Annotated in this window: 27 protein-coding genes and 1 tRNA gene; 21 read left to right on the top strand and 7 right to left on the bottom strand. The window is 61.8% G+C overall.

All coding sequences use genetic code 11. The features are described from left to right. Positions 1 to 4: 4 nt before the first annotated feature. A complete protein-coding gene (locus tag GWE18_RS22050) occupies positions 5 to 460 on the bottom strand; it encodes a hypothetical protein (protein ID WP_275187796.1) in 456 nt (151 codons plus the stop codon). A gap of 235 nt (positions 461 to 695) precedes the next feature. Between GWE18_RS22050 and GWE18_RS22045 the strand changes: the two genes are divergently transcribed. The 16 genes from GWE18_RS22045 (at position 696) to GWE18_RS21965 (ending at position 16789) form a co-directional block, all read left to right on the top strand. After that, entirely contained in the window at positions 696 to 1013 is a 318-nt protein-coding gene (locus GWE18_RS22045; RefSeq protein WP_275187795.1) for a hypothetical protein, read from the top strand. A 146-nt stretch (positions 1014 to 1159) separates the two neighbouring features. After that, positions 1160 to 1609 (top strand): hypothetical protein, encoded by a 450-nt coding sequence (locus tag GWE18_RS22040; RefSeq protein WP_275187794.1) that lies wholly within the window; start codon positions 1160 to 1162, stop codon positions 1607 to 1609. Beyond that, positions 1602 to 2834: a biotin/lipoyl-binding protein gene (locus GWE18_RS22035; RefSeq protein ID WP_275187793.1), complete on the top strand. Its 1233-nt coding sequence runs from the start codon at positions 1602 to 1604 to the stop codon at positions 2832 to 2834. Before GWE18_RS22040 ends, GWE18_RS22035 begins: the two co-directional genes overlap by 8 nt. A 26-nt stretch (positions 2835 to 2860) precedes the next feature. Continuing rightward, positions 2861 to 4186, top strand: a complete 1326-nt coding sequence (locus tag GWE18_RS22030) for a TAXI family TRAP transporter solute-binding subunit (protein WP_275187792.1) — start codon at positions 2861 to 2863, stop codon at positions 4184 to 4186. Between the two features lie 123 nt (positions 4187 to 4309). After that, positions 4310 to 5929, top strand: coding sequence for a DUF3300 domain-containing protein (locus tag GWE18_RS22025; protein ID WP_275187791.1), 1620 nt, complete (start codon positions 4310 to 4312; stop codon positions 5927 to 5929). Between the two features lie 80 nt (positions 5930 to 6009). After that, positions 6010 to 6867, top strand: coding sequence for a DUF2950 domain-containing protein (locus GWE18_RS22020; protein ID WP_342804281.1), 858 nt, complete (start codon positions 6010 to 6012; stop codon positions 6865 to 6867). Between the two features lie 49 nt (positions 6868 to 6916). Continuing rightward, positions 6917 to 7321, top strand: coding sequence for a hypothetical protein (locus tag GWE18_RS22015; protein ID WP_275187790.1), 405 nt, complete (start codon positions 6917 to 6919; stop codon positions 7319 to 7321). A gap of 26 nt (positions 7322 to 7347) precedes the next feature. Beyond that, complete coding sequence (locus GWE18_RS22010; RefSeq protein WP_275187852.1) at positions 7348 to 9045, top strand: SulP family inorganic anion transporter; 1698 nt, start codon at positions 7348 to 7350, stop codon at positions 9043 to 9045. A 369-nt stretch (positions 9046 to 9414) separates the two neighbouring features. Continuing rightward, positions 9415 to 11073 (top strand): cytochrome-c oxidase, cbb3-type subunit I, encoded by a 1659-nt coding sequence (gene ccoN / locus GWE18_RS22005; RefSeq protein ID WP_275187789.1) that lies wholly within the window; start codon positions 9415 to 9417, stop codon positions 11071 to 11073. Between the two features lie 6 nt (positions 11074 to 11079). Then, complete coding sequence (gene ccoO / locus GWE18_RS22000) at positions 11080 to 11811, top strand: cytochrome-c oxidase, cbb3-type subunit II (RefSeq protein ID WP_275187788.1); 732 nt, start codon at positions 11080 to 11082, stop codon at positions 11809 to 11811. Beyond that, the gene (locus GWE18_RS21995) at positions 11808 to 11993 is read left to right on the top strand and encodes a cbb3-type cytochrome c oxidase subunit 3 (protein ID WP_275187787.1); all 186 of its coding nucleotides are present in this window, start codon (positions 11808 to 11810) and stop codon (positions 11991 to 11993) included. The genes ccoO and GWE18_RS21995 overlap by 4 nt, the downstream gene beginning before the upstream one ends. Further along, entirely contained in the window at positions 11984 to 12865 is an 882-nt protein-coding gene (gene ccoP, locus GWE18_RS21990; protein ID WP_275187786.1) for a cytochrome-c oxidase, cbb3-type subunit III, read from the top strand. Before GWE18_RS21995 ends, ccoP begins: the two co-directional genes overlap by 10 nt. Positions 12866 to 13099: 234 nt before the next feature. Then, positions 13100 to 13891 (top strand): DUF2189 domain-containing protein, encoded by a 792-nt coding sequence (locus tag GWE18_RS21980; protein ID WP_275187784.1) that lies wholly within the window; start codon positions 13100 to 13102, stop codon positions 13889 to 13891. Between the two features lie 25 nt (positions 13892 to 13916). Next, positions 13917 to 16184: a heavy metal translocating P-type ATPase gene (locus GWE18_RS21975; protein ID WP_275187783.1), complete on the top strand. Its 2268-nt coding sequence runs from the start codon at positions 13917 to 13919 to the stop codon at positions 16182 to 16184. Then, complete coding sequence (gene ccoS / locus GWE18_RS21970; protein WP_275187782.1) at positions 16181 to 16354, top strand: cbb3-type cytochrome oxidase assembly protein CcoS; 174 nt, start codon at positions 16181 to 16183, stop codon at positions 16352 to 16354. The genes GWE18_RS21975 and ccoS overlap by 4 nt, the downstream gene beginning before the upstream one ends. Positions 16355 to 16588: 234 nt before the next feature. Next, the gene (locus GWE18_RS21965) at positions 16589 to 16789 is read left to right on the top strand and encodes a hypothetical protein (protein WP_275187781.1); all 201 of its coding nucleotides are present in this window, start codon (positions 16589 to 16591) and stop codon (positions 16787 to 16789) included. A gap of 142 nt (positions 16790 to 16931) precedes the next feature. On the opposite strand, the gene GWE18_RS42325 is transcribed toward GWE18_RS21965, so the two are convergent. Continuing rightward, a complete protein-coding gene (locus tag GWE18_RS42325; protein WP_342804280.1) occupies positions 16932 to 17120 on the bottom strand; it encodes a transposase in 189 nt (62 codons plus the stop codon). Positions 17121 to 18291: 1171 nt separating this feature from the next. Continuing rightward, positions 18292 to 18606 carry a hypothetical protein gene (locus GWE18_RS21955; protein ID WP_275187779.1) on the bottom strand — a complete coding sequence of 105 codons (315 nt, stop codon included), beginning with the start codon at positions 18604 to 18606 and terminating at the stop codon, positions 18292 to 18294. Positions 18607 to 18677: 71 nt separating this feature from the next. Between GWE18_RS21955 and GWE18_RS21950 the strand changes: the two genes are divergently transcribed. After that, a complete protein-coding gene (locus GWE18_RS21950) occupies positions 18678 to 19715 on the top strand; it encodes a DUF3363 domain-containing protein (RefSeq protein ID WP_275187851.1) in 1038 nt (345 codons plus the stop codon). A gap of 765 nt (positions 19716 to 20480) precedes the next feature. Here the strand turns inward: GWE18_RS21950 and GWE18_RS21945 are convergent. Both GWE18_RS21945 and GWE18_RS21940 read right to left on the bottom strand, forming a co-directional pair. Then, a complete protein-coding gene (locus GWE18_RS21945; protein ID WP_275187778.1) occupies positions 20481 to 21575 on the bottom strand; it encodes an integrase arm-type DNA-binding domain-containing protein in 1095 nt (364 codons plus the stop codon). A 178-nt stretch (positions 21576 to 21753) separates the two neighbouring features. After that, positions 21754 to 21838: transfer RNA gene (locus GWE18_RS21940), tRNA-Leu, on the bottom strand. A 169-nt stretch (positions 21839 to 22007) separates the two neighbouring features. Here GWE18_RS21940 and GWE18_RS21935 point away from each other — a divergent pair. Next, complete coding sequence (locus GWE18_RS21935) at positions 22008 to 22544, top strand: disulfide bond formation protein B (RefSeq protein WP_275187777.1); 537 nt, start codon at positions 22008 to 22010, stop codon at positions 22542 to 22544. Between the two features lie 200 nt (positions 22545 to 22744). On the opposite strand, the gene GWE18_RS21930 is transcribed toward GWE18_RS21935, so the two are convergent. Continuing rightward, entirely contained in the window at positions 22745 to 23833 is a 1089-nt protein-coding gene (locus GWE18_RS21930; protein WP_275187776.1) for an AbrB family transcriptional regulator, read from the bottom strand. A 247-nt stretch (positions 23834 to 24080) separates the two neighbouring features. Between GWE18_RS21930 and GWE18_RS21925 the strand changes: the two genes are divergently transcribed. After that, a complete protein-coding gene (locus tag GWE18_RS21925) occupies positions 24081 to 24575 on the top strand; it encodes a hypothetical protein (protein WP_275187775.1) in 495 nt (164 codons plus the stop codon). Positions 24576 to 24616: 41 nt separating this feature from the next. On the opposite strand, the gene GWE18_RS21920 is transcribed toward GWE18_RS21925, so the two are convergent. After that, a complete protein-coding gene (locus GWE18_RS21920) occupies positions 24617 to 25207 on the bottom strand; it encodes a TetR/AcrR family transcriptional regulator (protein WP_275187774.1) in 591 nt (196 codons plus the stop codon). A gap of 100 nt (positions 25208 to 25307) precedes the next feature. Between GWE18_RS21920 and GWE18_RS21915 the strand changes: the two genes are divergently transcribed. Next, positions 25308 to 25784 (top strand): PaaI family thioesterase, encoded by a 477-nt coding sequence (locus GWE18_RS21915; protein WP_275187773.1) that lies wholly within the window; start codon positions 25308 to 25310, stop codon positions 25782 to 25784. 90 nt (positions 25785 to 25874) lie between these two features. After that, entirely contained in the window at positions 25875 to 26660 is a 786-nt protein-coding gene (locus GWE18_RS21910; protein WP_275187850.1) for a sulfite exporter TauE/SafE family protein, read from the top strand. Positions 26661 to 26675 lie beyond the last annotated feature (15 nt).

Below are 26675 nucleotides of genomic sequence, written 5' to 3'. Positions count from 1 at the left end.
GCAATCACTCGCCCCAGGCGATCACAATGCTGATGTCACCCGGAACGCCTCCCGGAAAATCGACGATCTGGTATCGGATACGGTAGCCACGCGGCTTCAGGTAGTCCGACCAGAGCTGAAAGATTTCCTGCGCTATTCCCGTAAGCGTCTTTTCCCAGCCTGGCTCCTGCTGATTGATGGCGCGGCCGTTGTCAGTGCACAGCGTGTTGGGGAACCGATAGACCTGAACTTCGGTCAGCCCATTTCGTACCGCGCGCTGGATGACTGTCGAGGCAAGCTTGACCTTTTCGTCTTCGGTCAGGCCCGACGGCTTGCTCAGTTTTTCGATCAGCTTGCGCTTTTCAGATTCGGCCGCGGCCGCCCGGCGCGCATCTTGTTCGGCCCTTTCAGCCTCCTGGAGGGCGGCTTGCTTCTGGATTTCCCTTGCCGTCGGCAGCAGATCGTCGATTTTCGCGGGCATGGCTGATCCTTCCTCAATGACCGTCGCGCCTGAGCCGATAGCTAACGTCTGCGGCGAGAGCGTTCCTTTGATCCAAATCAAGCGTTTGCGACGCCGCACGATTTCAATTTGCGGCAGCGCCCGGGCTCAACTGAGGGCATGGCATGAACCGGTTACTTCAGTTCGCAGTGGCCGCTGCAATGGTTACGGGTCTGTGTGGTCCGAGGCAGGCAGGCGCCATCGATCTCTCCGGGGCATGGGCCACCAGCACGAATGCCCCAACGTGTTCGTCAGGAGGGGACGCGCGAAGCGGATTGAGTTCACCGCACTGTCAGATCAGCACGGAGGCGGCTTCATCGTGGAAGCCGATCGTCTCAGGGGAAAATTTGCCCGCTGCAAGATCAAGACGAAGAAGGAGGATGGCGGCACCGTGAACATCATCGCGGGCTGCGCGACCGACATCATGCTTTCCAACGTCCAGTTCAGCCTCAAGATGCTCGAGCCGAACAAGATATCGAGGATATTTCCGGGCATCGAGGACATGGCGATCAGCTACCACCGTTGTCTGATCTGATCATTGTTGCCGTCGACGAGCAGGCCGAGCGCCGGGCGGGTTGATTCATATCAAGGGTCAGGCGCGGCTGCCGCTCAGTATTGGTGGGACTTAAGGGGGGCGCCGGGTCTGGGACCAAACTCGTGGCTCAAGAAGTGGAGGGAAATTTGAGCGATCAGCTTCATCCACTAGCTCCGCACCACTTGCCCGGCTTCATCACGGCGCCCAGCGACACGGACGTTTGGATGGTCGTGATGGGTGTCTTCCTGATTGTCGCCGTCCTGTCGGTTGGCAACTTCTATCTGAAACTGCACTCGCTGCCCGAGCGAATGGCTCACAAGTCGCAGAAGTTGCAGTTCGAAATCGTTGCTGTTCTGGGGCTCTTGGCGCTGTTCACGCATGTGCACCTGTTCTGGATCGCAGCTCTGTTGCTTGCGCTGATCGACCTTCCGGACTTCAGCACGCCGTTGCGCAGCATCGCAGGTTCGGTCGAGAGGATCGCTGGTAATTCGTCAGACGATGTTGTCGCTGGCGAGGTGGGCAACGCTCCACCCCTCGCGGCGCCGGAAGAGCCGAAACCGCGCGCGCTGAAGAAGGAGGTGCACGGCCATGCTTGAGCTGATCCTCTGCTCCATGCTCACGATCCTGCCGGATTACCTGTACCGCCGCTTCGTACAGGGCAAGCGTATCGGCAAGGAGATTACCTTCTTTTCGGTCTGGTTCGAACTGAGATACGGCATCGTCGCTTGCCTGATGCTCACGATATCGCTCATTACCCTGATTTTCTACTTCCACCCCTCCAGCAACACCGCGACCCTGTTCTTCCGGACGGTGCCGATCCTCCCCGAGGCGTCTGGACGTGTCGCTGAGGTCCATTTTCAACACAGCGCCCCCGTGGCCAAGGACACCGTGATCTTCAGGCTGGATAGCTCCAAGCAGGAGGCGGCGCTGGAGACGGCCCGGCGGAAGATCGCCGAAGTCGATGCCGCGCTGGTCGCCGCACAAGTGGAAGTGCTGAAAACAGAAGGCCAGATACAGGAGGCGAAGAGCGCCGTTCAGCAGGCTCAGGATGAGCTGCAAGTGAAGAGCGAGCTGCAACGGCGCAACCCGGGGATCGTGCCGCAGCGCGACATCGAAAAGCTGCAGGTCATGGTCGACGGACGGCAGGGATCGCTGGATGCGGCCAACGCTTCAAAACAATCCGCCGAGTTGCGCGTCTCAACTCTCCTGCCGGCTGAGAAGGCGAGTGCCGAAGCCGCGCTGGCACAGGCGCAGGTCGATTATGACAAGACCTTCATCCGGGCCGGCGTAGACGGCCGCGTGGAACAGTTCTTCCTTCGCACCGGTGATATCGTCAATCCGCTGATGCGGCCCGCTGGAATCCTGATTCCGGAAGGAGCAGGGCAGCGTTCGCTGCAGGCCGGCTTCGGACAGATCGAAGCCCAGGTGATGAAGGTCGGCATGGTGGCCGAGGCGGCGTGCATCTCCAAGCCATGGACCATCGTCCCGATGGTCGTGACCGGCGTTCAGGACTATATCGCGGCAGGTCAGTTCCGCGGGGGAGAGCAACTCATCGATGCGCAGCAGGCGGCAAGGCCGGGCACGATTCTTGTGTTCCTGGAGCCGCTCTACAAGGGTGGACTCGAGGGCGTGACTGCAGGAAGCAGTTGCATCGTCAACGCGTACACCAGCAATCACGAGCTGATCTCCTCAGGCAAGCTGAGCACGGCGAAGAGCTTCGGATTGCACGCGATCGATGCGGTCGGGCTCGTTCACGCCATGCTGCTGCGAATCCAGGCTCTGTTGCTGCCGATCAAGACGCTGGTGCTGAGCGGCCACTGACAGATGCCGTGAGCAGGTGAGGCCGTATGGATTCGATCAGAATGCCGTCATGGCTTCGGATGGTCCTTGTCGCAGGCGTCGTCGTTCTGGTGACGGGAGCGTCTCTGTTCGCTTACCGCTGGTATATTCATCCGACGACGCTGACCGTTGCAGTCGGATCGCTGGACGGGGAGGCCACGAAACTGATGTCGGCTCTGGCAAGCCGGCTCACTGCCGCGAATGCGCCGGTACGTCTCAAATTGTTGGAAACGACCAGCGCGCTGGAGGCGGCCGACATGTTTTCGTCGAACAAGACCGATCTCGCCGTCGTGCGCGGCGATGTCGGCGACCTGTCGCAGGCGCAGGCCATTATTGTCCTTGCACGCGCCGTCGTATTGCTCGTTGCACCCCCGGGATCCTCGATAACAGACATTGCCGGCTTGAAGCGCGCCACCGTCGGCGTGGTCGGCGGCGAAATGAACCGGAAGGTCGTCAGCGCCCTGACGGAGGAGTACGATCTTGGCCGCGCCAATGTGTCATTCCGCAACCTCGCGCCGGCGGAGACGCGGCGCGCGCTCGAAGCCAAAGAGGTGCGCGCACTCCTGATCGTCGTTCCGCTGGCTGAGAAATACCTGGCACTGCTGCGTGGTTTCTTTCTGCAGAACCCCAAGACGGCGCCGGTCCTTATCCCTATCGATGCGGCCGGCGCCATTGCGGAGAAACACCGCGCTTACGAAAGCTTCGATGTTCCGAAAGGAACGCTGCGGGGCTCGCCGCCAATTCCTGGCGACGATCTGACCACGCTTAGGGTTTCGTTCTACGTGGTATCCGGCAAGCAGCTCGACAACGATGTGGCCGGCGCGTTGGCGGAGGCGTTGATGAAGGCGCGCAGGGACCTGCTCGGCGAATTGCCAATGCTGGCGCAGATCACCGCGCCGAGCACCGATTCCGATGCGTATCTGCCGGTTCATCCGGGTGCCGCCGCCTTCTACAACGGCACGCAGGAGAGCTTCCTCGACAAATGGGGAAACGCCATCTTTCTGGCCCCGATGATATTCGGCGCACTGGTCTCGGTGGGTGCGGCGGCGTGGAAGTTTCTTCGCGAAGGCGAACCCCGAAAGAGCGAACAAGCGCTGGATTCACTCTATGCCCTCGGTCGCCGCATAAGAACGGCGGATGGCGAGTCGGAGCTGTCTGAGATCGAGCGTGAGATCGACAAGGTCCTCCAGATGCAGCGCGTGAAGGCAGCGGCCGGGGACGAAAACGCGCTTGATGTCACCACCCTAAACGTGGCTGCGCACCGCCTTCAGAGCCTCGTTCATGATCGCCGGACGCTGCTGGCCGCGCGGTCCGGCGGCAAGGCGATGGCTTAATCAAGCGCAGCCGCCCCCAATCGACCCACGCCGTTCGCGTCGAACCCAGACCTTTGATCCTGATCAAAGGTGCGGTGCCGTTTCGGTCGTTGGCTTGTCCCGATCGGCAATGGAGACACGACTATGTTGCGTTGCGGGAAAATTCTGCTGGCATTAGCGATCATGATCGCTATTCCGGGCATGGCGGCGGCGCAGGCCACCGATATCAAATCGCCGGAGCCTGAGCAGACCTTGCTGAAACCCGAGCAGCTCGATGCGCTGGTCGCGCCGATCGCGCTTTACCCCGATGAGTTACTCGCCAATGTGCTGGCGGCTTCGACCTATCCTCTGGAGGCCGTGCAGGCCGACCGCTGGGTGAAGGCCAACAAGAACCTGAAAGGCGATGCTCTCAAAGCAGCGGTCGAAAAGCAGGCATGGGACGACAGCGTCAAGGCGCTGGCCGGTACGCCCGATGTTCTCGCGATGATGAGCGACAAGATCGACTGGACCAAGAATCTTGGCGATGCCGTGTTGGCGCAGCAGCCCGACGTGATGGACGCGGTCCAGCGGCTGCGCGCAAAGGCGCACACGCGCAACAAGCTCGTCACCAACAAGCAGCAGAAGGTCAGCGTTCAGCAGCAGGAGAACAAGGAGGTGATCGTCATCGAGCAAGCCCAAGCCGATACGGTCTACGTTCCCTACTACGATCCCGCGACGGTCTATGGCGACTGGCCCTATGCGGAATATCCGCCGTATTATTTCGGCTATCCATCCTATATCGGCGCCGGCGTGATTGCCGCAGGGCTGGCGTTTGGCGCCGGCTGGGCGATCGGACGCTGGGGCAATTACTGGGGCGGCGGCTTCAACTGGGGTAACCGCAACCTCTACGTCAATCACTACAACAGGGCGACCAACATCGGAAATAACTGGCAGCACAATCCGGCGCACCGTCAGGGCGTCCGATACAGCAATGCCGGCGTTCAGCAGAAATTCGGCAACAACAACCTGCGGGCCGGCGCCGCCGATCGGATGGATTACCGCGGCCGCGATGGCCAGAAGGTGCTCGACGCCGGAAAGGATCGTCCCGGTGCGGGTGATCGTGCCGGCGATCGCGCAGGCGCCGATCGGTCGGGGGCTGGTGACCGCGCAGCCAGTGATCGTGCCAAGGGAGGTGACCGCGCCAAAGCAGGTGATCGGGCTAAGGCAGGTGATGGTGCCAAAGGAGGTGATCGCGCCAAGACAGCCGACCGCAGCCGTGCCGGTAGCGCGGGCAACAAGGCCGGGCGCGATACGGCGATCAGGAACGTGTCGTCGGGCAGGGCAGCCAATGCTCATTCTGCCCGTGGCCAGGCAAGCTTTGCCAGCGCCGGTGTGTCACGCGCAAGCATGGCTGGCGGCGGCTTCCGCGGTGGCGGCGGCGGTGCAGCGTTTGCCGGCGGCGGCTTCCGCGGCGGAGGCGGCGGATTTGGCGGCGGTCGCGGCGGAGGTGGAGGCCGACGTTCCGATATCGCGCTGAAGCACGACGTCGTCCTGCTCGGGCATCTGGACAACGGCCTCGGCTATTACCGCTTCAGCTATCTCGGCAGCGACAAGGCCCATGTCGGCGTCATGGCGCAGGAAGTGCAGACGGTCATGCCTGGCGCGGTGACGCGCGGCGACGACGGTTATCTCCGGGTTCACTACGACAGGCTCGGAATCAAGTTCCTCACCTACAAGGATTGGCTCGCAACCGGCGCGCAGATCCCCATACGCGCGAGGATGTAACGATGAGCAAGCTTCGGTTGACACTAGGCTGTCGGACGCACGCCGCCGTTGTCATGGCAGCCGTCATTCTGCTGCTCGCGATGTCGTTCGCCAATGCTCAGCAAGTCTTCAAGACACCGGAGGATGGTGCGACAGCCCTTGCCACTGCCATCAAATCGGGAGCCACGAGAGATGTCCGCAAGGTGCTCGGCCGGGATGCGGAGGACATCATGTTCTCCGGAGATGAAGTGGCGGATCGCGAAGCGCGGGAACGGTTCGTACGGGCTTACGACGCCAAGCACAATGTGATCATCGAAGGCGACAAGGCTTTTCTGGTCGTGGGAGCCGACGACTTCCCGCTCCCGATTCCGCTTACCCGCCAGAAGGCCGGCTGGAAATTCGATACGGCTGCTGGCAGGCTTGAAATCCTGTACCGGCGTATTGGACGCAACGAACTGGACGCGATTCAGACCTGCCTCGCTTATGTCGATGCGCAGAACGAGTATGCGGAAAAGGATCGCACCGGGGCCGGTCCCGGCGTTTATGCGCAGCGCATCGTCAGTTCGTCCGGCAAGAAAGACGGTCTTTACTGGCCCGCATCTGATGGCGATGCAAGTCCGCTCGGCGAATTCGTCGCACAGGCCTCGGCCGAAGGATACAAGGCCGGGGAAGGGCGCACGCCGTATCACGGCTACTATTATCGGATCCTGACGCAGCAAGGGCCGAATGCCCCTGGCGGCACGCTGAACTACGTCGTCAAGGGCAAGATGATCGGGGGATATGCGCTTCTCGCCTATCCTGCGGAGTACGGCAACTCAGGCGTAATGACCTTCCTCGTGAATCATTCCGGCACTGTCTACCAGAAAGATTTGGGTGACTACACGATGAGGCTTGTCAGTCGCATGATGTGGTTCGATCCCGACCAGACCTGGAAAAAGGTCGACGTACCGGGTCGCTGACGAATTCGGGGGCGCGAGTGCGATGGGTAAATGTGCAGCGGGGCTTGCGATGCTGGTCCTGTTCGTCGCTGGATCGCCGACACCATCGCAAGCGCAAGCGATGGGTCAAGTTAGCGTCGTGTTCGCGAAGGCGGGCCTGATCGTCGGTGCGGGTAGAGGACGCGGAGTTTTGACATACCGCGGTCGCGACTATCCTTTCCGGGTTTCGGGCTTGAGCCTGGGCATTACGGCCGGCGTCTCAGCGATGCGACTCACGGGACATGTTTCCGGGCTACGCGAAATGAAGGATTTTGCCGGTACCTACGACGCCGTGGGCGGCAGCGGCGCATTGGTCGGTGGCGCCGGCGGGGTTCACATGACGAATGCAAAGGGCGTGACGATCTCGTTGCAGGGGCTCACAACGGGCCTGGAATTTGCGGCGAATCGGAGTGGCATCAGAATTTCGCTTCAGTAAGCCTGCGCATGGCCGGGTGCCGCATGATGGGTCTGCCAAGACGTCCGGGAATTTGGCTTTGGCGATTCCCGCCGTCCCGTTGGTTGGCTGAATACCAGCCATCCTGGCTACTCAGCGACGTCGTCGCTGGAGTAACTCTGGCCGCCTACGGAATTCCGGTGTCCCTGGCCTACGCGGGGCTCGCGGGTCTACCCCCGCAAGTTGGCGTCTATGGTTATATGCTTGGTGGTTTGGGATACGCCTTGCTCGGATCTTCGCGCCAGCTTGCGATCGGACCGACTTCCGCCATTTCACTCATGATTGCCGGGACGGTGGGGTCAATGGCTGATGGCGACGCGCAGCGCTACTTCCAGATTGCCAGCCTCGCAGGCTTCACGGTCGCGGCCCTTTGCGTGATCGCCTGGCTGTTTCGGTTGAGCACGCTGGTGAAGTTGATCAGCGACAGTGTCCTTGTAGGCTTCAAGGCTGGCGCGGGCCTAACCATCGCGATGACCCAGTTGCCAAGTCTGTTCGGCGTTGGAGGTGGGGGGCATAACTTTTTTGACAGGGCATGGGCATTCTCGGCGCAGATCGGCCAAGTGCAATACATTGTTCTCTTGGTTGGTATTATAGCGGTCGGACTAATTGTGCTCGGCGAGCGCTTGGTGCCGGGAAAGCCCGTCGCGCTCGGGGTCGTCGCGCTGGCGATTGTGGCTGCCACGATACTCGGACTTCCCGCGCTCGGGGTGCCGACGACGGGAGAAGTCCCGGCCGGTCTGCCGACCCTGGGCGGTCCAGCTTTGAGGTTGCGCGATGTCGAGGGAATTGTTCCGTTGGCCGCTGGTTGCCTGTTGCTGGCCTACATCGAAAGCGTTTCGGCTGCTCGCACCTTCGCCGCGAAGCACGGCTACGCCCTCGATCCAAGGCAAGAGCTTCTCGGCCTCGGCGCAGCCAATCTCGCAGCCGCAATGGGGCATGGCTATCCCGTGGCCGGCGGGCTTTCGCAGTCGGCGGTGAACGATAAGGCGGGTGCGCGCACACCGCTGGCCCTGGTCTTTGCCTCGATCACCCTAGCGCTTTGCCTGCTCTTTCTGACTGGCTTGCTGGAAAATCTTCCAAAGGCGGTGCTGGCGGCCGTGGTGTTGACCGCGGTGTATGGTTTGCTGGACTTCCCGGCACTGCTCCGCATGTGGCGTTTGAGCCGGCTGGACTTCTACGCAGCGGCGATCGCGCTCGGGGCCGTCCTGCTCCTTGGGATACTCCAGGGCATCCTGCTTGCTGCACTAGCTTCAATACTATTGCTGCTCGCCCGGGTGTCACGTCCGCACGTCGCCTTCCTCGGCCGTATTCCCGGTACCAACAACTTTTCCGACCTGGCGCGTCACCCCGAGAATGAACCGCTGCCCGGCGTGGTCGTTTTTCGTCCCGAAGCTTCGCTGATCTACGTCAATGCCGACGTAGTTATGGAAGCGGTCTTGACCCGTCTCGGGCAAGCGGACCCGCACACGCTCCGCCTGATTGTCTGTGATCTCTCTGCTTCGCCATACATGGACCTCGCGGGAGCGCAGATGCTGCACAAGCTCCATGGCGAACTTGTCGGGCACAAAATCGGCCTGCGTATCATCGGGGCCCATGGGGGCGTGCGCGAATTGTTGCGAGCCGACGGAGTCGAATCCAAAGTTGGCAGACTTGATCGAACAACGACGATTGAGACGGTGCTCCGCGCCGACCCTCAGCGGCGTTGACTATTCGCTCTGATCGATCGGTGCGGCCATCTGCGGCTCAATGTCAGTCAGACAAGAATAACTATTTCGGCGTCGTTCGGCGTCGGCCCGATGTGACCGGTATTGCCTGTCGCTTGTCGAGGCGTCGCTGTGCTGAGTGCGCCGCAGCGAAGTGCGTTGACACTTGATTTAGATCAAGAGTGGAAGCGGCAGAGGTGGCCTGCTGGTGACATCGCCAAAGCGTATGTGTGAATGCGCTGACGCGTCCGGATGTTGCCTCTGGGTTGTATTGCAGTGGTAGGATAATTGAAAGTTGTGAAATGGCTGTCAAGCGGCACTTCAGGGTTTTGAAGAAGACTGCTGGCATCCCCTTTCGTTTGGAGCTCCAGGATGGTCGCCCAGCTCACAAAAAACGAACGGCAACTTGCGCTAATTATCTTACTCGCGATTTCCTTTTGTGGACTAGCGATGGGAACTGCCGGGCACGGCGACCCGCTAGGCGTCCATGGCGCCATCGTGCTGCTTGCCGGCGTCGCCGGCACGTTCGGCGTCATTTCCGGCTACTATGCACCCGAGCCTGACGACAGCCGGCTCGACCGCTATTTCGACGATCCCAGCCGAATGGGGATAATCCTCGCTATGGTGTGGGTCGTCGCGGGCCTTTTTGTCGGTGACTGGATTGCATGGCAGCTTGTTAATCCGAACCTGACATTCGACGCCGCCTGGTCGAGCTTCGGCCGCCTCCGTCCGGTGCATACCTCCGGCGTGATCTTTGGCTTCGGTGGCAATGCGTTGATCGCCACGTCCTTCTATGTGTTGCAACGAACCTCGCGTGCGCGGCTCCCGGACCAGTTGAGTCCGTGGTTCGTTCTGCTTGGCTACAACCTGTTCTGCGTCATCGCCGCAACCGGCTACCTGATGGGCGTTACGCAGTCGAAGGAGTATGCCGAGCCGGAATGGTATGCCGACATTTGGCTGGTGATCGTGTGGGTGACCTATTTCATCATCTATCTGCGCACACTGGCTCGCCGGAAGGAGCCGCATATCTACGTGTCGAATTGGTACTACATGGCCTTCATCCTGGTCGTGGCGATTCTCCACATCGTCAACAACCTCGCCGTCCCGGTTTCAATCGGTCAGGCCAAGAGCTATTCGGCATTTTCTGGTGTCCAGGATGCGATGACGCAGTGGTGGTATGGGCATAACGCGGTCGCGTTCTTCCTGACCGCCGGCTTCCTCGGCATGATGTACTACTACCTTCCGGTGCGTGCCGGCCGCCCGATCTTCTCCTATCGGCTGTCGATCATCAGCTTCTGGGGCATCACTTTCATGTACATGTGGGCGGGTTCGCATCACCTGCACTACACCGCGCTTCCGCATTGGGTCCAGACTCTCGGCATGACGTTTTCGGTCATGCTGCTGGTTCCTTCATGGGCATCGGCCGGCAACGCGCTGCTGACGCTGAATGGCGCCTGGCACAAGGTGCGCGACGACGCGACCCTGCGCTTCATGATGGCCGCGGCCGCGTTCTACGGCCTGGTCACGTTCGAGGGCTCGTTCATGGCCATTCGCTCCGTCAACTCGCTGTCGCACTATACCGACTGGACCGTCGGCCACGTGCACGTTGGTGCGCTCGGCTGGGTCGCAATGATTACTTTCGGCGCGATCTATGCGTCGGTGCCGTGGCTTTGGAAGCGCAAGCGGATGTATTCGAGCAGGTTGGTGGAAGTGCACTTCTGGCTCTCACTTGCCGGAACGGTGATCTACGTTTTCGCGATGTGGAATTCCGGCATCATCCAGGGGCTGATGTGGCGGACCTACAATGAAAGCGGAACGCTTGCTTATTCCTTTGTCGACACCCTGGTTGCGATGCGTCCCTACTACATCGCTCGTGCTATCGGCGGCCTGCTGTTCCTGATCGGCGCGTTGGTCGCATGCTACAACATCTGGATGACGATACGGACGGCCGATCAGCCGGCCGACGAACGGGTTGCCGATCATCCCGTTCCCGCGCTCGCAGGCCTTTCCGCGCCTCAACCGGCGGAGTGACCCGGCATGTTCAACCTGCATTACCGGCTTGAACGCAAGACCATCGGCTTTCTGCTCGCCATCATCGGCGTTGCCAGCATCGGCGGGGCGGTGGAGATCATACCGTTGTTCACGATCCACCAGACCGTCGAGGACGCCCCGGGCATGCGGGTTTACACGCCGCTCGAGATCGCAGGCCGCAATATCTACATCCGGGAAGGCTGCTACGCCTGCCATTCGCAGATGGTCCGGACGCTACGCGACGAAGTGGAACGCTACGGCCCTTATTCGCTCGCCGTTGAATCCAAGTACGATCATCCCATGCTGTGGGGATCGAAGCGGACCGGTCCCGACCTCGCGCGCATGGGCAACAAATATTCGGACGAATGGCACGTACGGCACCTCAACAACCCCCGGGATGTCGTGCCGGAGTCAATCATGCCGCATTACTCTTGGCTCGGTCGCACTGAACTGCGTATTGACGACCTCGGCGGCCATCTGGCTGCGCTTCGCAAGGTTGGCGTGCCCTATACCGACGACATGATTGTCAACGCCAGATCCGATGCCTACGGACAGGCCGCGCCGGACACGCCTTACGCCGAAGACGTCACCAAGCGCTACGGCGCGGCGACGAACGTGCGTGCCTTCGACGGCAAGCCGGGCGTGCTGACCGAACTCGATGCCTTGGTCGCGTACCTGCAAATTCTCGGCAAGCTGACTGATGCTGCGCACAAGCCGGTCGCCGCGGCGGGAGGTTGATCATGGACAATGATTTTGTGGTCTGGTTCTCGAAGTCATTCGGTCTGTTCTATCTGATCGGGCTTTCGATCATCATCGTCGCCTACGCGTACTGGCCATCGAACAAGAAGCAGTTCGACGAGGCAGCGCAATCGATTCTCGGGCACGAGGACAAGCCGCACGGGGATCAGCCATGGCGGTAGGCGAACGCGACCCCCATACCGGCTATATGACTACCGGTCACGAATGGAACGGCATCAAGGAATTGAATTCGCCGGTACCCCGGCCGGTCTATTTCTTCCTGATTGTAACGGCCTTGTTCTCCGTCGTTTACTGGGTGCTGATGCCGGCATGGCCGCTCGGGGTGACCTATACGAAGGGCCTGCTCGGCATCGATCAGCGTACCACCGTCAGCGAAAGCCTGGCGCAGGCCGCACTGGAACGCAGCGGCTGGTCCAAACGCATTGAGGCTGAGAGCTTCAAGCAAATCCAGGCCGACCCCCGTTTGATGGAGAACGTGCGGCAGACCGGTCGGACGCTGTTCGGTGACAACTGTGCGCCATGTCATGGATCGAACGCACAGGGTGGCAAGGGCTTCCCGAGTCTGACGACGGCGTCATGGCTTTGGGGCGGTGATCCCGAAAGCATCGCCGAAACGATCCGCGTCGGCATCAATTCGGCCCACCCGCAAAGCCGGACCTCGCAAATGATGGCATTCGGGCGCGATCAGATGCTCAAGAAGGGTGAGATCGACGACGTCGTGACTTATGTGCGCAGCCTTTCCGACCCAACTGTCGCCAAAGATGTGTCCGCGGCGAAAATCGAGGCCGGCAAGGCCGTTTTCGCCGCTAATTGCGTCACCTGCCATGGCGACGACGCCAAGGGCAAAACTGATCTGGGTGGACCGGACCTGACGGACCGATCCTGGATTTACGGTGGCGACCCCGAGTCGATCTACGAGACTGTGTGGCGCGGCCGGCAAGGCCACATGCCAAGTTGGGACGGAAGGCTCTCTCCGCTCGACCGCAAAGTTCTTGCGCTCTATCTGTTCGACCTTCGCCGGGGGGAACGATGAACGGGGCCAGCGCGGCGACGAGGCATGTCACAACAAGGGCCGTTCTTTGGGTTGCGATCAGTGCCGGGCTGTTACTGGTATTGATCGCCAATTCGCACCTCGTCTATGTGGCAATCGTGTCGCAACCGGAATGCGTCGCGCATGTGCGCCAGGGCGAGGGCTCTGCGAAGGATGGAAAGTTCAGCGCGGCAAGGTCGTCATGTACACCGCGATGAGATAGCAGGGAGATCAATGATGACGCCGATACCGGCCGTTGTTCCACCTCTGCCACGCGCGCGGACCTGGAAGCGAAACGTCGCTCCCTCAGCCGCTTTTGACTGGCTCACGGCCGGCTGGCGCGACTTCACAATCGATCCGGCAGCCAGCATCAGTTACGGGCTCCTCGTGTTTCTGGTCTCCGTCGTCACCGTCGTTGGCCTATTCGCGCTTCGCTGGGACTACATCCTGCTCCCGGCGTTTGCCGGTTTCATGGTCGTTGGTCCGATCATCGGAATCGGACTGTACGAAAAGAGCCGGCGTATCGCAGAAGGCAGATCGGTCAACTTGTGGCAGATGGTCTACGTCAGGCCGGAGTCTGGCGGCCAGGTTCTATTCGCAGGCGTGCTGCTCTTTCTGCTGACGCTGTTGTGGATGCGCGCCGCTGTCATCCTGTATGCGCTGTTTTTTGGCCTGCGGCCGTTTCCCGGTCTCGACCGCATCATTCCCATGCTGTTCACGACAGAGGTCGGCTGGGCGATGTTGCTGATCGGCAGCGCCGTCGGGGGCGTGTTTGCGGCGTTTGCATTTGCCATCAGTGCCTTCTCCATCCCGATGCTGCTAACGGAGCGCACGGACGCTTTGACCGCCATGGGCACCAGCATGGCGTTGGTCTGGCACAATATGCCGGTCATGTTGACCTGGGCGGCAATCATGCTGGTGCTGATTGTTATCGGCATCGCGACCGGACTGCTGGGCATGATCGTAATTTTCCCGGTGCTGGGACATGGAAGCTGGCATGCATACCGGACGATGCGACCTGAGTCCTAGCGCGAGGCATTTGGAGTTCTCTCCGATGGGTTGTTGCGGTTCGGGAGCGGAATTGACGGCGACGCTGCCAGCTCCGCGCGCAAGCAACGAAGAGGTCCTGCTCGCGAGCCGCGTAGTCGCTGATGGCATTCGCCAGACCGACCTCGCCGTGCCGACGATTCATTGCGGCGCATGCGTCCGGACGATCGAGAAGGCGCTCGCCGGGCTTGTGGGCGTCGAAAGCGCGCGGGCCAACCTTTCGGCCAAACGCGTGACAGTCAGGTGGCAATCAAACGGCGGCCCGCCGCCGTTTGTCGAGACTTTGAAGCGGGCTGGCTTCGAGGCTCATCTGTTCGACGTTGAGTCCGACAAGGACGACGGCGCGTTGTCCGAATTGATACGGGCGCTTGCCGTCGCGGGCTTTGCCTCAAGCAATGTCATGTTACTTTCGGTGTCGATCTGGTCAGGCGCTGAAGCCGAAACCCGAGACCTCTTCCACTGGTTGTCCATGATAATTGCGCTGCCTGCGTTGGCTTATTCCGGCCGGATATTTTTTCGGTCGGGTTGGCGAGCCCTCAGGCACGGACGGACCAACATGGACGTTCCGATCTCGCTAGGTGTGCTGCTCGCCTTCGGTATGAGCGTTTACGAGACGGTACAACATGGCCCGCGCGCCTATTTTGATGCCGCTATCTCGCTGCTGTTCTTTTTGCTGATCGGGCGCACGCTTGACTACATGATGCGGGAACGAGCCCGGCTGGCCGTCAGAAGTCTGGTCCGGCTCGCGGCACGAGGTGCTTTCGTGGTGCAGGCGGATGGCACGCAAGTTTATCTTCCTGTCGAGGAGATCGTGCCCGGCATGAGCGTTACGCTTGGCGCCGGGGAACGGGTGCCCGTTGATGCGACCGTGAGCAAGGGTGATTCCGAGCTCGACGTTTCGCTGGTCTCCGGTGAGAGCGTGCCGCTGCGTGCGACTGTGGGATCGACCGTGCGCGCGGGTACGCTGAATCTCACCGGTCCGCTAACGCTTGTCGTGACGGCGAAGGCCAGCAATTCATTCCTCGCTGAAATGATCCGGATGATGGAAGCGACCGAGCAAGGTCGATCCGGCTATCGGCGTATCGCTGACCGCGCAGCCGCGCTCTACGCGCCAGTCGTGCACGTCGCGGCATTTCTTACGTTCATCGGCTGGATGGTCGCAACCGGCGATCTGCACAACGCCATCACCATCGCCATCGCTGTTCTCATCATCACGTGCCCTTGCGCGCTCGGACTTGCGGTACCGATCGTGCAGGTGATAGCCGCGCAACGGCTGTTCAAGAATGGCATCATGGTCAAGGACGGTTCCTCGATTGAGCGCCTCGCAGAGATTGACGCGGTCATATTTGACAAGACGGGAACGCTGACGTCGGCCGCGCCGCGCCTGGTCCCGGCGGAACACATTGATAGCGCGTCTTTGAAACTCGCAGCCGCTCTTGCCTTGCATTCCCGGCACCCCTATTCACAGGCGCTCGTCGAAGCTGCCGCTGGCCTTACGCCGTCGCCAGTCGTGTTCGACGATATTACCGAACAGGCGGGGTTCGGCTTGCAGGCGAAAGCAGGCGCGACAGTCTATCGGTTGGGCAAACCGTCGTGGGCGCTCGCGAGTCCGGAATCGATTGTCGGAGCTGCGTCGGTTGCTCTGACACAGAATGGCCAGTGGATGACGGGGTTCTGCTTTGAAGACAAACTGCGGACGGACGCGGCTGTTACCGTCGCAAAGCTGCAGCAAAGCGGCGTTCGAGTGGAGATCGTTTCTGGCGACCGCAAGGGACCGGTCGGACTTGTTGCCGCCGCGCTTGGCGTTCCATATCGCAGCGGGGTGACGCCCAACGAGAAGGTTGCACGCATCAAGTCGCTCTCTGCGGCTGGTCATAAGGTTCTCATGGTCGGAGACGGACTTAACGACACGCCGGCGCTCGGCGCTGCCCATGCGTCCATGGCCCCAGCCTCTGCTTCGGACGTCGGACGTTGCGCGGCGGACTTTGTCTTCCTGCGACAAAGCCTGCTCGCAGTACCTCTCGCGGTGTCCGTCGCGCGCGAGGCTAGACGTTTGATTCGGCAAAACCTGGCGCTCGCGGTTGCCTACAACGTCGTGGCGGTGCCGATCGCAATCATGGGCCTTGTGACGCCGCTGATTGCCGCCGTCGCGATGTCGGGATCATCAATTTTGGTTGTTGCCAACGCGCTTCGCTTGAAAGGCGGGGAAGGGATCGCGGCCAGCGCTGCCCCGGACACCATTTCGGCGAAAGCCATTCTGGAGGGCGCCGAATGAAAGATTACTTTTACCTGATACCGATCGCATTCGGTCTCGGCCTCACGGCTCTGACAGCGTTCATGTGGTCGCTTAAGGCCGGACAGTACGACGATCTCGACGGGGCTGCCGAACGCATTCTCCATGAAGAAACGGACGCTCCCATCCGGACTACCCAGCCGGGTCGGTGATGCTGGCGGCTATGCACAGCAAAACCAAATATCTGGCTTAACTGAACAAGGCCGTCGGAAAGCGTGGTTGCCGCACCTGATCAGCAATTTGCGTCTAGTGGCGCCGACGAGGCGGGTGGATCCAGTGACATTGTCCTTGATGACTGTTGGCACGAAACGGACGTTTCGACCGTGCTCGTGGATGACCGCTATTGGAGGTACACTATTGCACGCCGCCCTATTGAGGGTTGTGCAATGAACTTGAGAGTTGCGCTTACCGTGACCACCTGGGTCATGCTGATGATCAGCCTGCTGGCCGCGCTGCTCATTTTCGTTCAGTTGCGTACGCTCAATATCGCCGTCCAGGAGGCCGCGACCTCGACGATGGACGCCGCGAGCAAGAACGCCGTTTCGATGCTGCAGTATCAGGTTGAGATGCTCTCGCCGTCGGTGTAACCCAGCGCCAGGTGCACCTTCACGGCGGCCGGAACGATCATCATCGTGCAGCCTCGCGGTCGAGAACATGCTGGCGAACCGCATCCGGATCGCTGCCCTTCAGGTGCAAAGACGCGTCGCCCATCGGACAATCGCACGGGCGTCATCCGTCTGGGGCCTGCAACAGATCGTGCAGCACCGCGGGGGTGAACGATCCCCCAATGCGGGCTCCCGGAAGCGCAATCGTGGCCAGCTTCGCAGCCTTCTTGTCCGCAAAGCCGAGCTGGACGCGCCAGCGGAACATCGTGCTCGTGACGATGCCATGGCGGCGGCAGACCTCCGCCACACTCATGCCGGGCGGTTCCGACTCCAAGACGACTGCGAGCTTCTCTTTATCCGTGAAGCTGCGCCGGTTCGAACATCCGTCGTGCGGCGGATTCGCATCGCGTGCTGCTGTTAGCACCAGTGCTTATTTTGGGCGGGCACTCGGATGAAGATGCGCCCGCCAGTCGATCTCCACCTCGGTGCTCTCGAAACCGTCCCGCCATTTCCGCCGGCTTGTCGGCGAAAGCTGCAAACTGGGGGCATACTCGCGAACACCCATTCCGCTCCAGTTCATTGCTTCCACATGCATCGCCCAGAACGCCTGGATTGCGCGCGAACGGGTGTCTGTGCTCACCGCGTAGCGCCGCTTCTGACGCCTTTGCCGTTCTTTCCCCGCTGCCGGCGACGCTCTTCACGACGCAATTCAAGCAGGTATTCCGCATGCTTACAGACTTCTTCCTTGCTGATGAGATGCTTCATCCAGCGGCCGAACGTCTTAATCGGGAGTCCGTGCTGGCGGCAATAAACCGCGCGATCCATCCCGCTTTGACGCCACGCCTCGACGCGCAACGACCAATAAGGGCTGTGTGCTTTCTCCCCAGGACCGAGATGCTACCAGAGATCCTCCCATGTACGAGGGAACCCGATATGGAACGACGCTGCACTTTCAGAAGGTCGTGCAAGATTCGGACGCTTACACAGGTCTGGGATTGACGGCTAGATAAAGCGAACTGGCGTTCGCTGGCTCCCTTTGGTCGCAAAGGCTTGTCTGCACATTGAATTTTGCAAGTTTTCGCGGCGTCAAAACAGCGCGGTGCAAGGTGTGCAGGTGCCGCCCTGCGGACTTTCCCCATGAATTTCAATCTTCCGAGCGATGGCGCTCGCAATGTGCATCGAAGAAGAGCCCCGCTATCTCTTCGCCATCATGCGCGCTAGTGCGATTTGATGCGCTCGATGCTCGGCCTCTCTTGTGTTGGCTTTTTCCGAGGCCAATCGTCGCGTCATGGCACGTGATGATACCGAAAAGTTTTGAGTCAGGCCTGGTCGGTCGCGCAACGGTGGAGCACGCATCAATCCCCGGACGCAACCGTTCCTCAAGCAGGTCCAGATCGCAGTCCGCAAGGCGGGTGGCGATCCTCAGCGGATTGGCTCGCGAGCGGGCTCTGCCAGTGGCCGGGAAGGAAGCAGGACGGGGCGGTTCAACGCGCGTGGCCGAGGTGCGAAGGTCGCGGCCGCCTTTCCTCGGTCGAGTAAGGAGGGGGGCTGGCAAAGAGATTCCGCGGGCCGGTTTCGAGCGCGGCGGGTCGGCCAGGGTGGTCCGGCTCAATCCGCAGCAGCGGGGCGCGCGAGCTCCGAAGATGCGCGGGACGATGAGCGGGGCCGTTGACGCCCATCTCCGCTATCTCGAGCGGGATGGGGTTACGCGTGATGGCGAACGGGGCAAGGCCTATTCCGCCTTCGAGAACGAGGCCGACGGCAAGGCCTTTGTGGAGCGCGGCCGAGAAGATCGTCATCAGTTCCGTTTCATCTTGGCTCCGGAAGAGTCCACTGAGATGGCTGACCTTCGCGGCTTCACCCGCGACCTATCCACCGGGCCCTCACGAAGAACGGCCTCGCCGAGGAACGCGGCGTTGGCCAATTTGCCCTTCACGGCGAAGGGTCAGGCCAGAAGATCGTTGGTCGGGTCCTGGCCAAAGGCCTTGCCGGGGACGAGATGAGCGAGCGGGTCCACCTGATTGTCGACGGCATCGATGGCCGAGTCCGTCACATCGAGTTCAAGGACCCGAGCAGGATCGAAGAGGTGGGGCGGGACATGATCGTCGAAGCCGCTCCCGTTGTCTCGGGTCCAAGACCGGCTGACCGCAACATCGCTGCCAATGCGGCCGACGGCGATGGCATCTACCGGCCGAGCCGGCACCTGGAGCGTATCCATGACAACTTCGAACGCCAGGGCAAGGACCCCGAGGCTTATGTGCGCTCGCATGTCCGCCGTCTGGAGGCACTACGGCGGGCTGGCCATGTCGAAAGGATCGATGCCGATCATTGGAAGGTCCCCAAGGACATCGTTGAACGCGGACGGGTGTATGACCTCAGCCGGGGCGGCGATGGGCTCAGGGTTCGGACCCTATCGGCCCTCAATCTTGAGAAGCAGATCGGCAGCCATGGGGTGACTTGGCTCGACCGGGAACTGATCGCCCGCGAGCGTATGGCAGCTGCCGACAGCGGGTTTGGCCGACAGGTCAACAACGCACTCAGTCGTCGCGCTCAGCGACTTGTGGAGATGGGGCATGCGACAGCAAAGGATGGCAACATCCACATCCCCGTCGGCTCTGTGGCGACCTTGCAGCGACAGGAGGTGGAGCGCGTCGGCCAGCAGATGGCGAGAGAGCGCGGCCTAACCTACGGGCCAGCAAATGCCGGCGATTATGTTAGTGGCCGTCTCGCCGGCATCGCTAGCCTCGTCAGCGGACGCTTCGCCATGATCGAGAACGGACTGGGCTTCCAGTTGGTGCCTTGGCAGCCGATCCTCGAGAAGCGTATCGGGCAACACATCACCGGGCTCCAGCGTGACGACGGTGGCATCGAGTGGACGTTGGGAAGGAACAGTGGGCTGAGCCCGTAGCGCCGCGGTCACACGACACGGAGGCCAGGTTTGAATTGCGGAGTGCTCGGGCTCACCAAGGGGATGGGCCACCCCTCTCCGCCGCCGTCGCTCGCCAACGCTGCGCTCAGGCGAGCGAGCGACGGCGGCTCCGAGGGGATGGCTGGCCGGTCCCCATCACAACAAAATCAAAGAAAATTTTTGGCGCCGCCGACGTCCGAAACTATCCGAATGACCGTCCACGCGCGCTATCGTACGCGATAGCTCTCGGACGTCCGCATTGACGTTGCACATCGCAAAGACAAGTCTGGCCCTGCTGAGTTTATGTGCGAGCAGGAGGAGACTTCATGAGGCACAAGCGGCAAGAGAACAACGAAGCGCAAGAGTCGCAGTTTACTCCATCGGCTCTAGAATTCGGTTGACCAAAGGCGATTCCATTCGCCCAGCGGTTCACCTGTACGATTAACGAAGCATGTGAGGTGACAGGCCTCGGGCGCACGAAGCTCTACGAGCTGATAGGAGCCGGGCATCTTGCGACGACAACTGTCGGACGCCGGCGATTGGTTGTTGTGCGTTCACTTCTGTCGCTCCTTGAGGCGAAAACCTCAGTGTAATGGTGTGCGACCGAAGTGCGAGCAATTCCGCTTTCCACGTTTTCTTCGTCAGGCGCTCATTTTTATGACACGGCCGAGCTCTTTCATCCGATCGAGCTCATCCGCCCACCACCGCATCATGCGCACGCGCTCCTGCCAGAACTCAGCGGCATGGGTGTAGGCGCCACGGATTTCATTCGCCTCCTGATGGGCAAGTTGACGTTCGATAGCATCCGCATGCCATTTGCCGCTTTCGTTCAGGAGCGTTGACGCGGTGGATCGCAGACCGTGAATGGTTCAATTCGGTCTTGTCGTATCCGAGACGGCGCAAAGCCGCGTTTAGCGTATTGTCGCTGATCGGGCGATGCCAGGATCGCACCGAGGGAAAGAGATATTTTGATCCACCCGTTATTTGCTGGAGGTCGCGAAGAATAGCGAGCGCTTGATGCGCCAGCGGCACCCGGTGCGGTCGTCTCATCTTCATCTTTTTGGCGGGTATGCGCCATTCCGCGACAGTCAGGTCGAACTCGGCCCATTCGGCCTGGCGAAGCTCGCCAGGTCGCACAAAAACCAACGGTGCCAGCTTTAGGGCGTATCTCGTTACGGCGTGCCCCTCAAAGCCATCAATTGCCCGCAGCAGCGCACCGACAGCCTTGGGTTCGACAATCGTCGCCCGGTGAGTCACCGTCGGGGTGATCAGCGCGCCGCGCAGGTCTGCGGTTGGATCCCGTTCAGCGCGACCCGTTGCAATGGCGAAACGGAATACGGCACCAATAGTACCACGCGCGCGAGTGGCTGTTTCGTGCCGCCCGCGCTTCTCGATCTTCCGCAACGCATCAAGGATTTCCGGCGCCTTGATTTCCGCGATCGGCCGCTTGCCAAATTCCTTGTTGGCGAAATCCAGCAGCCACTGTTTCTTCTTCAGCGTTTTCGGGGCATCGCCCTCTGCCTCGGACTTGTCCATGAGTTCTTTGGCCACGGCTTCAAAAGTGCTCGCCCGCGCCATTCGCGCATTGCGGCGCTCTTCCTTGCGGTTGACGGAGGGGTCGATGCCTTCGGCAAGCAGCTTCTTGGCATCGTCGCGCTTGATGCGCGCGTCCGCGAGAGAAGTGACAGGATACGGGCCTAGCGCGAGCAGCTTCTGCTTGGAGTCAAAGTTGTACGCGTAGCGCCAGAGCTTTGATCCGGTCTTGGTGACGAGCATGAAGAGGCCGCCACTGTCGGATCGCTTGTAGTCTTTTTCGCCAGCTTTCAGGTGCCGAAAATAGGTGTCGTTCTTGACCGGCATCGGTTCGATTCCACCCAAAGGTCGCGATACCATGACCCCAATGATCTACCATGGAAGATACCATGAAAGTCACCGGATACCATGAGATTTGGGCGAACGGCGGCGAAGCCAAAAATGCGACTTGTGCCTGTCCTGATTGAGGAAAGTGAACGTTGGTGGATGAGGGCGGACGGTAGGATGGTGCCCCTGGCCGGAATCGAACCAGCACTCCTTGCGGAACTCGATTTTGAGTCGAGCGCGTCTACCAGTTCCGCCACAGGGGCCTTCGGTCGCGGGGCAGAAGCCCGGTGCGGCGAAGCGGGCGGAATATAGCGGGCGGCCTGCGCGGGTCAACCCGCGCGGATGTGATTGTGGCGTGGCTCGACACTCCAGGTGTGGCGGGATAGGACGCTGTTGCCTATTTGAGCATGAATTATGCTCCGGAGAGCATCCGTGACATCAGAAGCCGCCCATTCTTCGCCGACGCGCCTTGCGGCCAATCCGGCGGCCGTTGCGGCGCTGGCGATTGCGGCCGTCGCCGCGGCGACGCTGGCGGGAGCCTGGTTCTTCCAACTCGTTTTGGACATCCGCCCCTGTCCGCTCTGCCTCGAACAGCGCTACGCCTATTATCTCGCCCTGCCGCTCGGCCTCGTGGTCGCGTTTGCCGCCGCGCGCGGGGCACCGCGGCCGGTGGTGATGGCCGGGTTTGCGGTGCTGCTGCTCGCGGCGCTCGCCAATGCCTGGCTTGGCGGCTATCACGCCGGCGTCGAATGGCAATTCTGGCAGGGTCCGACCGATTGCGCCGGCTCCGTCGTCGATCTCGGCAGCGCCGGCACGCTGCTGCAGCGCCTCGACACGGTCAAGGTGGTCCGCTGCGACGAGGTGCAGTGGCGCTTCCTCGGCCTCTCGCTTGCCGGCTACAATGTACTGATCTCGCTGGCGATGGCGGCGATGGCCGTGTGGGGCATCGTGTCGGCGAGGCGGGCGTAGGCCGGGCGCTTCCAGCCGTCATTGCGAGCCACCCGGTCGGCGCGTAGCGCCGCCGGATGACAGGCTCCGCGAAGCACCTCTCCACTTGCGGCGCTATGGATTGCTTCGCTTCGCTCGCAATGGACGTGGAGAGAGCGGGCCTGCATCCTTCGAGACGCATCGCGAAGCGACGCGTCTCGAACCACGAGGGCCCCTCAGCCTCAATCGTCCACATCCTCCTGTGGCCGCCCGAACAAATGCACGATGCCCGGTGTCGTGATGGACACGAACACGAAGCGCGACAAATGATGGGCGCCGACGAAAATCGGATCGATGTGCAGCGTCAGCGCCAGCGCCAGCATGGCGTCCATCGCGCCCGGTGCAAAGGCGACCACGACGTCGGCGAAGCGCACAGAAGTGCTCAGCACGATCACCGTGACGAAAATGGCGGAGATGACAATCGCGACGGCGAACGAGCCCAGCCCGGCATTGATGTGGCTGAGCAGCGTCGACTTGCTGATCCGCGCAAAGCGGGTGCCGATCACGGCGCCGATGCCGACCAGCGCAACGCCGCGCATCCATGGCGGCAGGCCGCCCTCGATCAGGCTGGTGCCGTGCAGCACGGCGGAGGCGATCATTGCGCCGAACATCCAGCTCGCCGGAAATTTGGCGAGCCGCAGCAGCAGCGCGACGGCGACGGCAGCGGCCGCCAGCACGGCGAGTTCGAGCGGCGAGGCGACGCCGAGGCTAATCAGCTCCGTCGGCGCGCCCGGTGCCACGCCGGTGAAGGCGAGCAGCAGCGGCAGCGCCGCAGTCAGGATGATGACGCGCATGGTCTGCACCACCGCAATCGCCGCGACATCGGCGCCCTTCTCGGCAGCGAGCATCGTGATCTGCGACAGCGCGCCGGGGCTGCCGGCGAGCAGTGCCGAGGTCTGGTCCCAGCCGTGCACGCGCTGCAGGTAGAAGCTCGAGCCGAAGGTCGAGCAGAATGTCGCCAGCGCCAAGAGGCCGATGGTCAAGGGATAGGCGCTCATGTGCTGGATCAGTTGCCGCGATACCAGCGAGCCCAGCGTGATGCCGAGCAGCACCAGCACGGTCTGTGTCAGGATCGGCGGCATGGTGACCGGCCGCCCCGCGAGTGCGGCGATGCCGACGGCGGCCATCGCGCCGGAAATCAGCCCGCCCGGCAGGTTAAGCCACAGAAACAGTAGGCCGCCGGCGGTGCCGATGACGAGCGTCTCGAGCGTGCCGAGAATTTTGGCGCGGTCGGCAATAGCGGCGGAAAACGAGGTGGGGATCAGGCTCACGCCGCCTTATGGCAAATCCGTCATCGAGGGACAAATGCGTCACGCGATTGCAGCAATGCAACGGTAGCGTCTGCACAATGCCTGCACAAACGTCCCGCGGCGCTGGCTGAACGCGGGCTGAATGTGAAGGCAGAGCGTGCATCCCGGCGCGGAAAATTTTTTTACCAGAAGATCGCCCGGCGCGTTGTCGCAAGCGGGGGTTGCGCTAGGATGGCGCCCGCAGATGACTGCCCCAAGGAGACCAGGGATGACTATTCAAGCAAAAATACTGGGCGCGATTGCCGTGTCGGGTTTGGCTGCGTTTGCGATGACGTCGCAGGCGCTGGCGCTGACCGCGCAGGAATGCAGCGCCAAATACCAGGCCGCGAAAGCCGCCGGCACGCTCGGCGGCCAGAAGTGGAACGACTTCCGCAAGGCGCAGTGCGGCGCGGACGCTGCCGCTGCTCCGGCGGCTGCACCCGCTGCGGCTCCGGCCGCGGAGCCGAAGGAAGCCGCCAAGAAAGAATCCAAGAAGGAAGCTGCAAAGGAAGCTGCGGCGCCCGCGCCATCCGGCCCCGCGGTTTATCCAAGCGCAGTCGACCCGAAATATTCCAAGGAGACCCCCGGCAAGGCCCGCATGCACACTTGCGTGGATCAGTACAACGCCAACAAGGCCACCAACGCCAATGGCGGTCTGAGGTGGATCCAGAAGGGCGGCGGCTACTACAGCGAATGCACCAAGAAGCTGAAGGGCGCGGCCTAGGCAGCAACGGACACGGGCGCGGCCGGACGCTTCGGCCGCGCCTACAATTCGCGGAGCAATGTTTCGGCCGACTTCGCCACCAGTTGTGCGCGCTTGCGCGGGCCGCGGTCGAGAAACAGCAGGCTCTGGCCGAACACGAAGCAGTAGAACAGGAAGGCCTGCGCGTCGGCTTCCTCGGCCGGCAGGCCGGTGGCGCGGTAGAGATGCCCGACATTCTTCAGCCGCGCGGCATCGACGCTTGCCGCCGCGTTGGCGGCAAGCTCGTCGGACCGGGCCCATTGCCGGATCGCCAGCTCGACCGCCATGCCCTCCGTATTCATGCGCTCGGAGTAAAGCGCGATCAGCGCCTTCAGCCGGTCGCGCGCAGTGGTGCCGTCGAGGCTGGTCTGCTTTTCGATCGCGGCGATGCGGCCCGCGCTCCAATGCTGCAGCATGGCTTCCAGCAGGGCCGCGCGGTCGCGGAAGCGGCGGTAGAAGCCGCCCTTGGTGACGCCGAGGTTCTTGGCCAGCACCTCGACCCGCACCCCCTCAACGCCGGTCCGCGCGATTTCCTCAAAACCGGCCTCGACCCAGATCTCGCTGCGCACGTCTGCCTTAGTGCCTCCCTTGGCGTCTGCCTTGGCGTCGCTCATGGCGCGGTCTCACCGATTCTTGATACGGTACCGTATTGCTAACCCGCCGTGGGGCTGATACGCTACCGTATCAACATGAACCTACGATGGCGTGAACCGCATGCCGCACTTCCAGCCGAAGAACCCGGATTATCGCGCGATAGCAATCGCCACGTTCGAGCAGCAGCGCGCCATGAAGACGCTCGGCATTTCGATTGCCCGGCTGGAGCCGGGCGAGGTCGATCTCGCGATGGACTACTCCGCCGACCTCACCCAGCAGCATGGCTTCATTCATGCCGGGATCATCACCGCAGGTCTCGACAATGCCTGCGGCATCGCCGCCTTCACGCTGATGCCGGCGGGCGCGGGGATTCTCACGGTGGAATTCAAGACCAACCTGCTGGTGCCCGCGCGCGGCGAGCGGTTCGCCTTCCGCGCCACCGTCGTCAAGCCCGGCCGTACGCTGACCGTATGCGAGGCCCGCGCCTATGGCGTACATGACGGGGTCGAGACGTTGATCGCGACCATGAGCGGCACGCTGATGGCACTGCCGGCCCGCGAAGGTGCCGCGACGGACGGGGCATACGTGCCTGCCTGACCCTGCTGCAGTACATATTTATGCTATCGGCATAGCGGAACGTGAAAAATCCTTCTATGGTCCCGCCGTGCAATTGAGTCTGTCAACTTGATTATCTCTGCCGCGCAAGGCGTGCTGGGACTGGCGTCGGGGATGCTGGTCGGGTTCTCGCTCGGCCTGGTCGGCGGCGGCGGCTCGATTCTGGCGGTGCCGTTGATGGTCTATGTGGTCGGCGTGGCGGAGCCCCATGTCGCGATCGGCACCAGTGCGATCGCGGTGGCTGCCAATGCCGCCGTCAACCTGTCGAACCATGCCCGCGGCGGCACCGTGATCTGGTCCTGCGCGCTGATCTTCGCCGTAGCCGGCATGGCCGGCGCCTTCGGCGGCTCGATCCTCGGCAAGATGGTGGACGGCCAGAAGCTGCTGGCGCTGTTTGCGCTGGTCATGATCGTCATCGCGCTCTTGATGCTGAAGACGCGGTCGCGGATCGGCCTGCCTGACGTCAAGGTCTCGATGTCCAACATGCCGGCTATCGTCAGCCTTGGCCTGGCGACCGGGACGGTGTCGGGCTTCTTCGGCATCGGCGGCGGCTTCCTGATCGTGCCCGCCCTGATGCTGGCGACCGGCATGCCGATCATGAACGCGGTGTCCTCCTCGCTGGTCGCGGTCACCGCATTCGGCCTGACCACGGCCGCGAGCTATGCCTGGTCCGGGCTGGTGTCGTGGGCACTGGCGGGACTGTTCGTGGCGGGCGGCATCGCCGGCGGATTGGCCGGCACGCGTTCGGCGCGGCATCTCGCCGAGCGCCGCGGCGCACTCAATATCGTGTTCGCCGTGGTCATTATTGCCGTGGCGCTCTATATGCTGGCGCGTAACATATCCCTATCTCCAGCGTAGACAGGGAATACAGCC

The organism is Bradyrhizobium sp. CSA112 (assembly GCF_029051645.1).
In the GTDB taxonomy this organism is placed as follows: domain Bacteria; phylum Pseudomonadota; class Alphaproteobacteria; order Rhizobiales; family Xanthobacteraceae; genus Bradyrhizobium.
The sequence above is the reverse complement of the archived record's forward strand: the minus strand, read 5'-3'. Positions and strand labels throughout refer to the sequence as shown.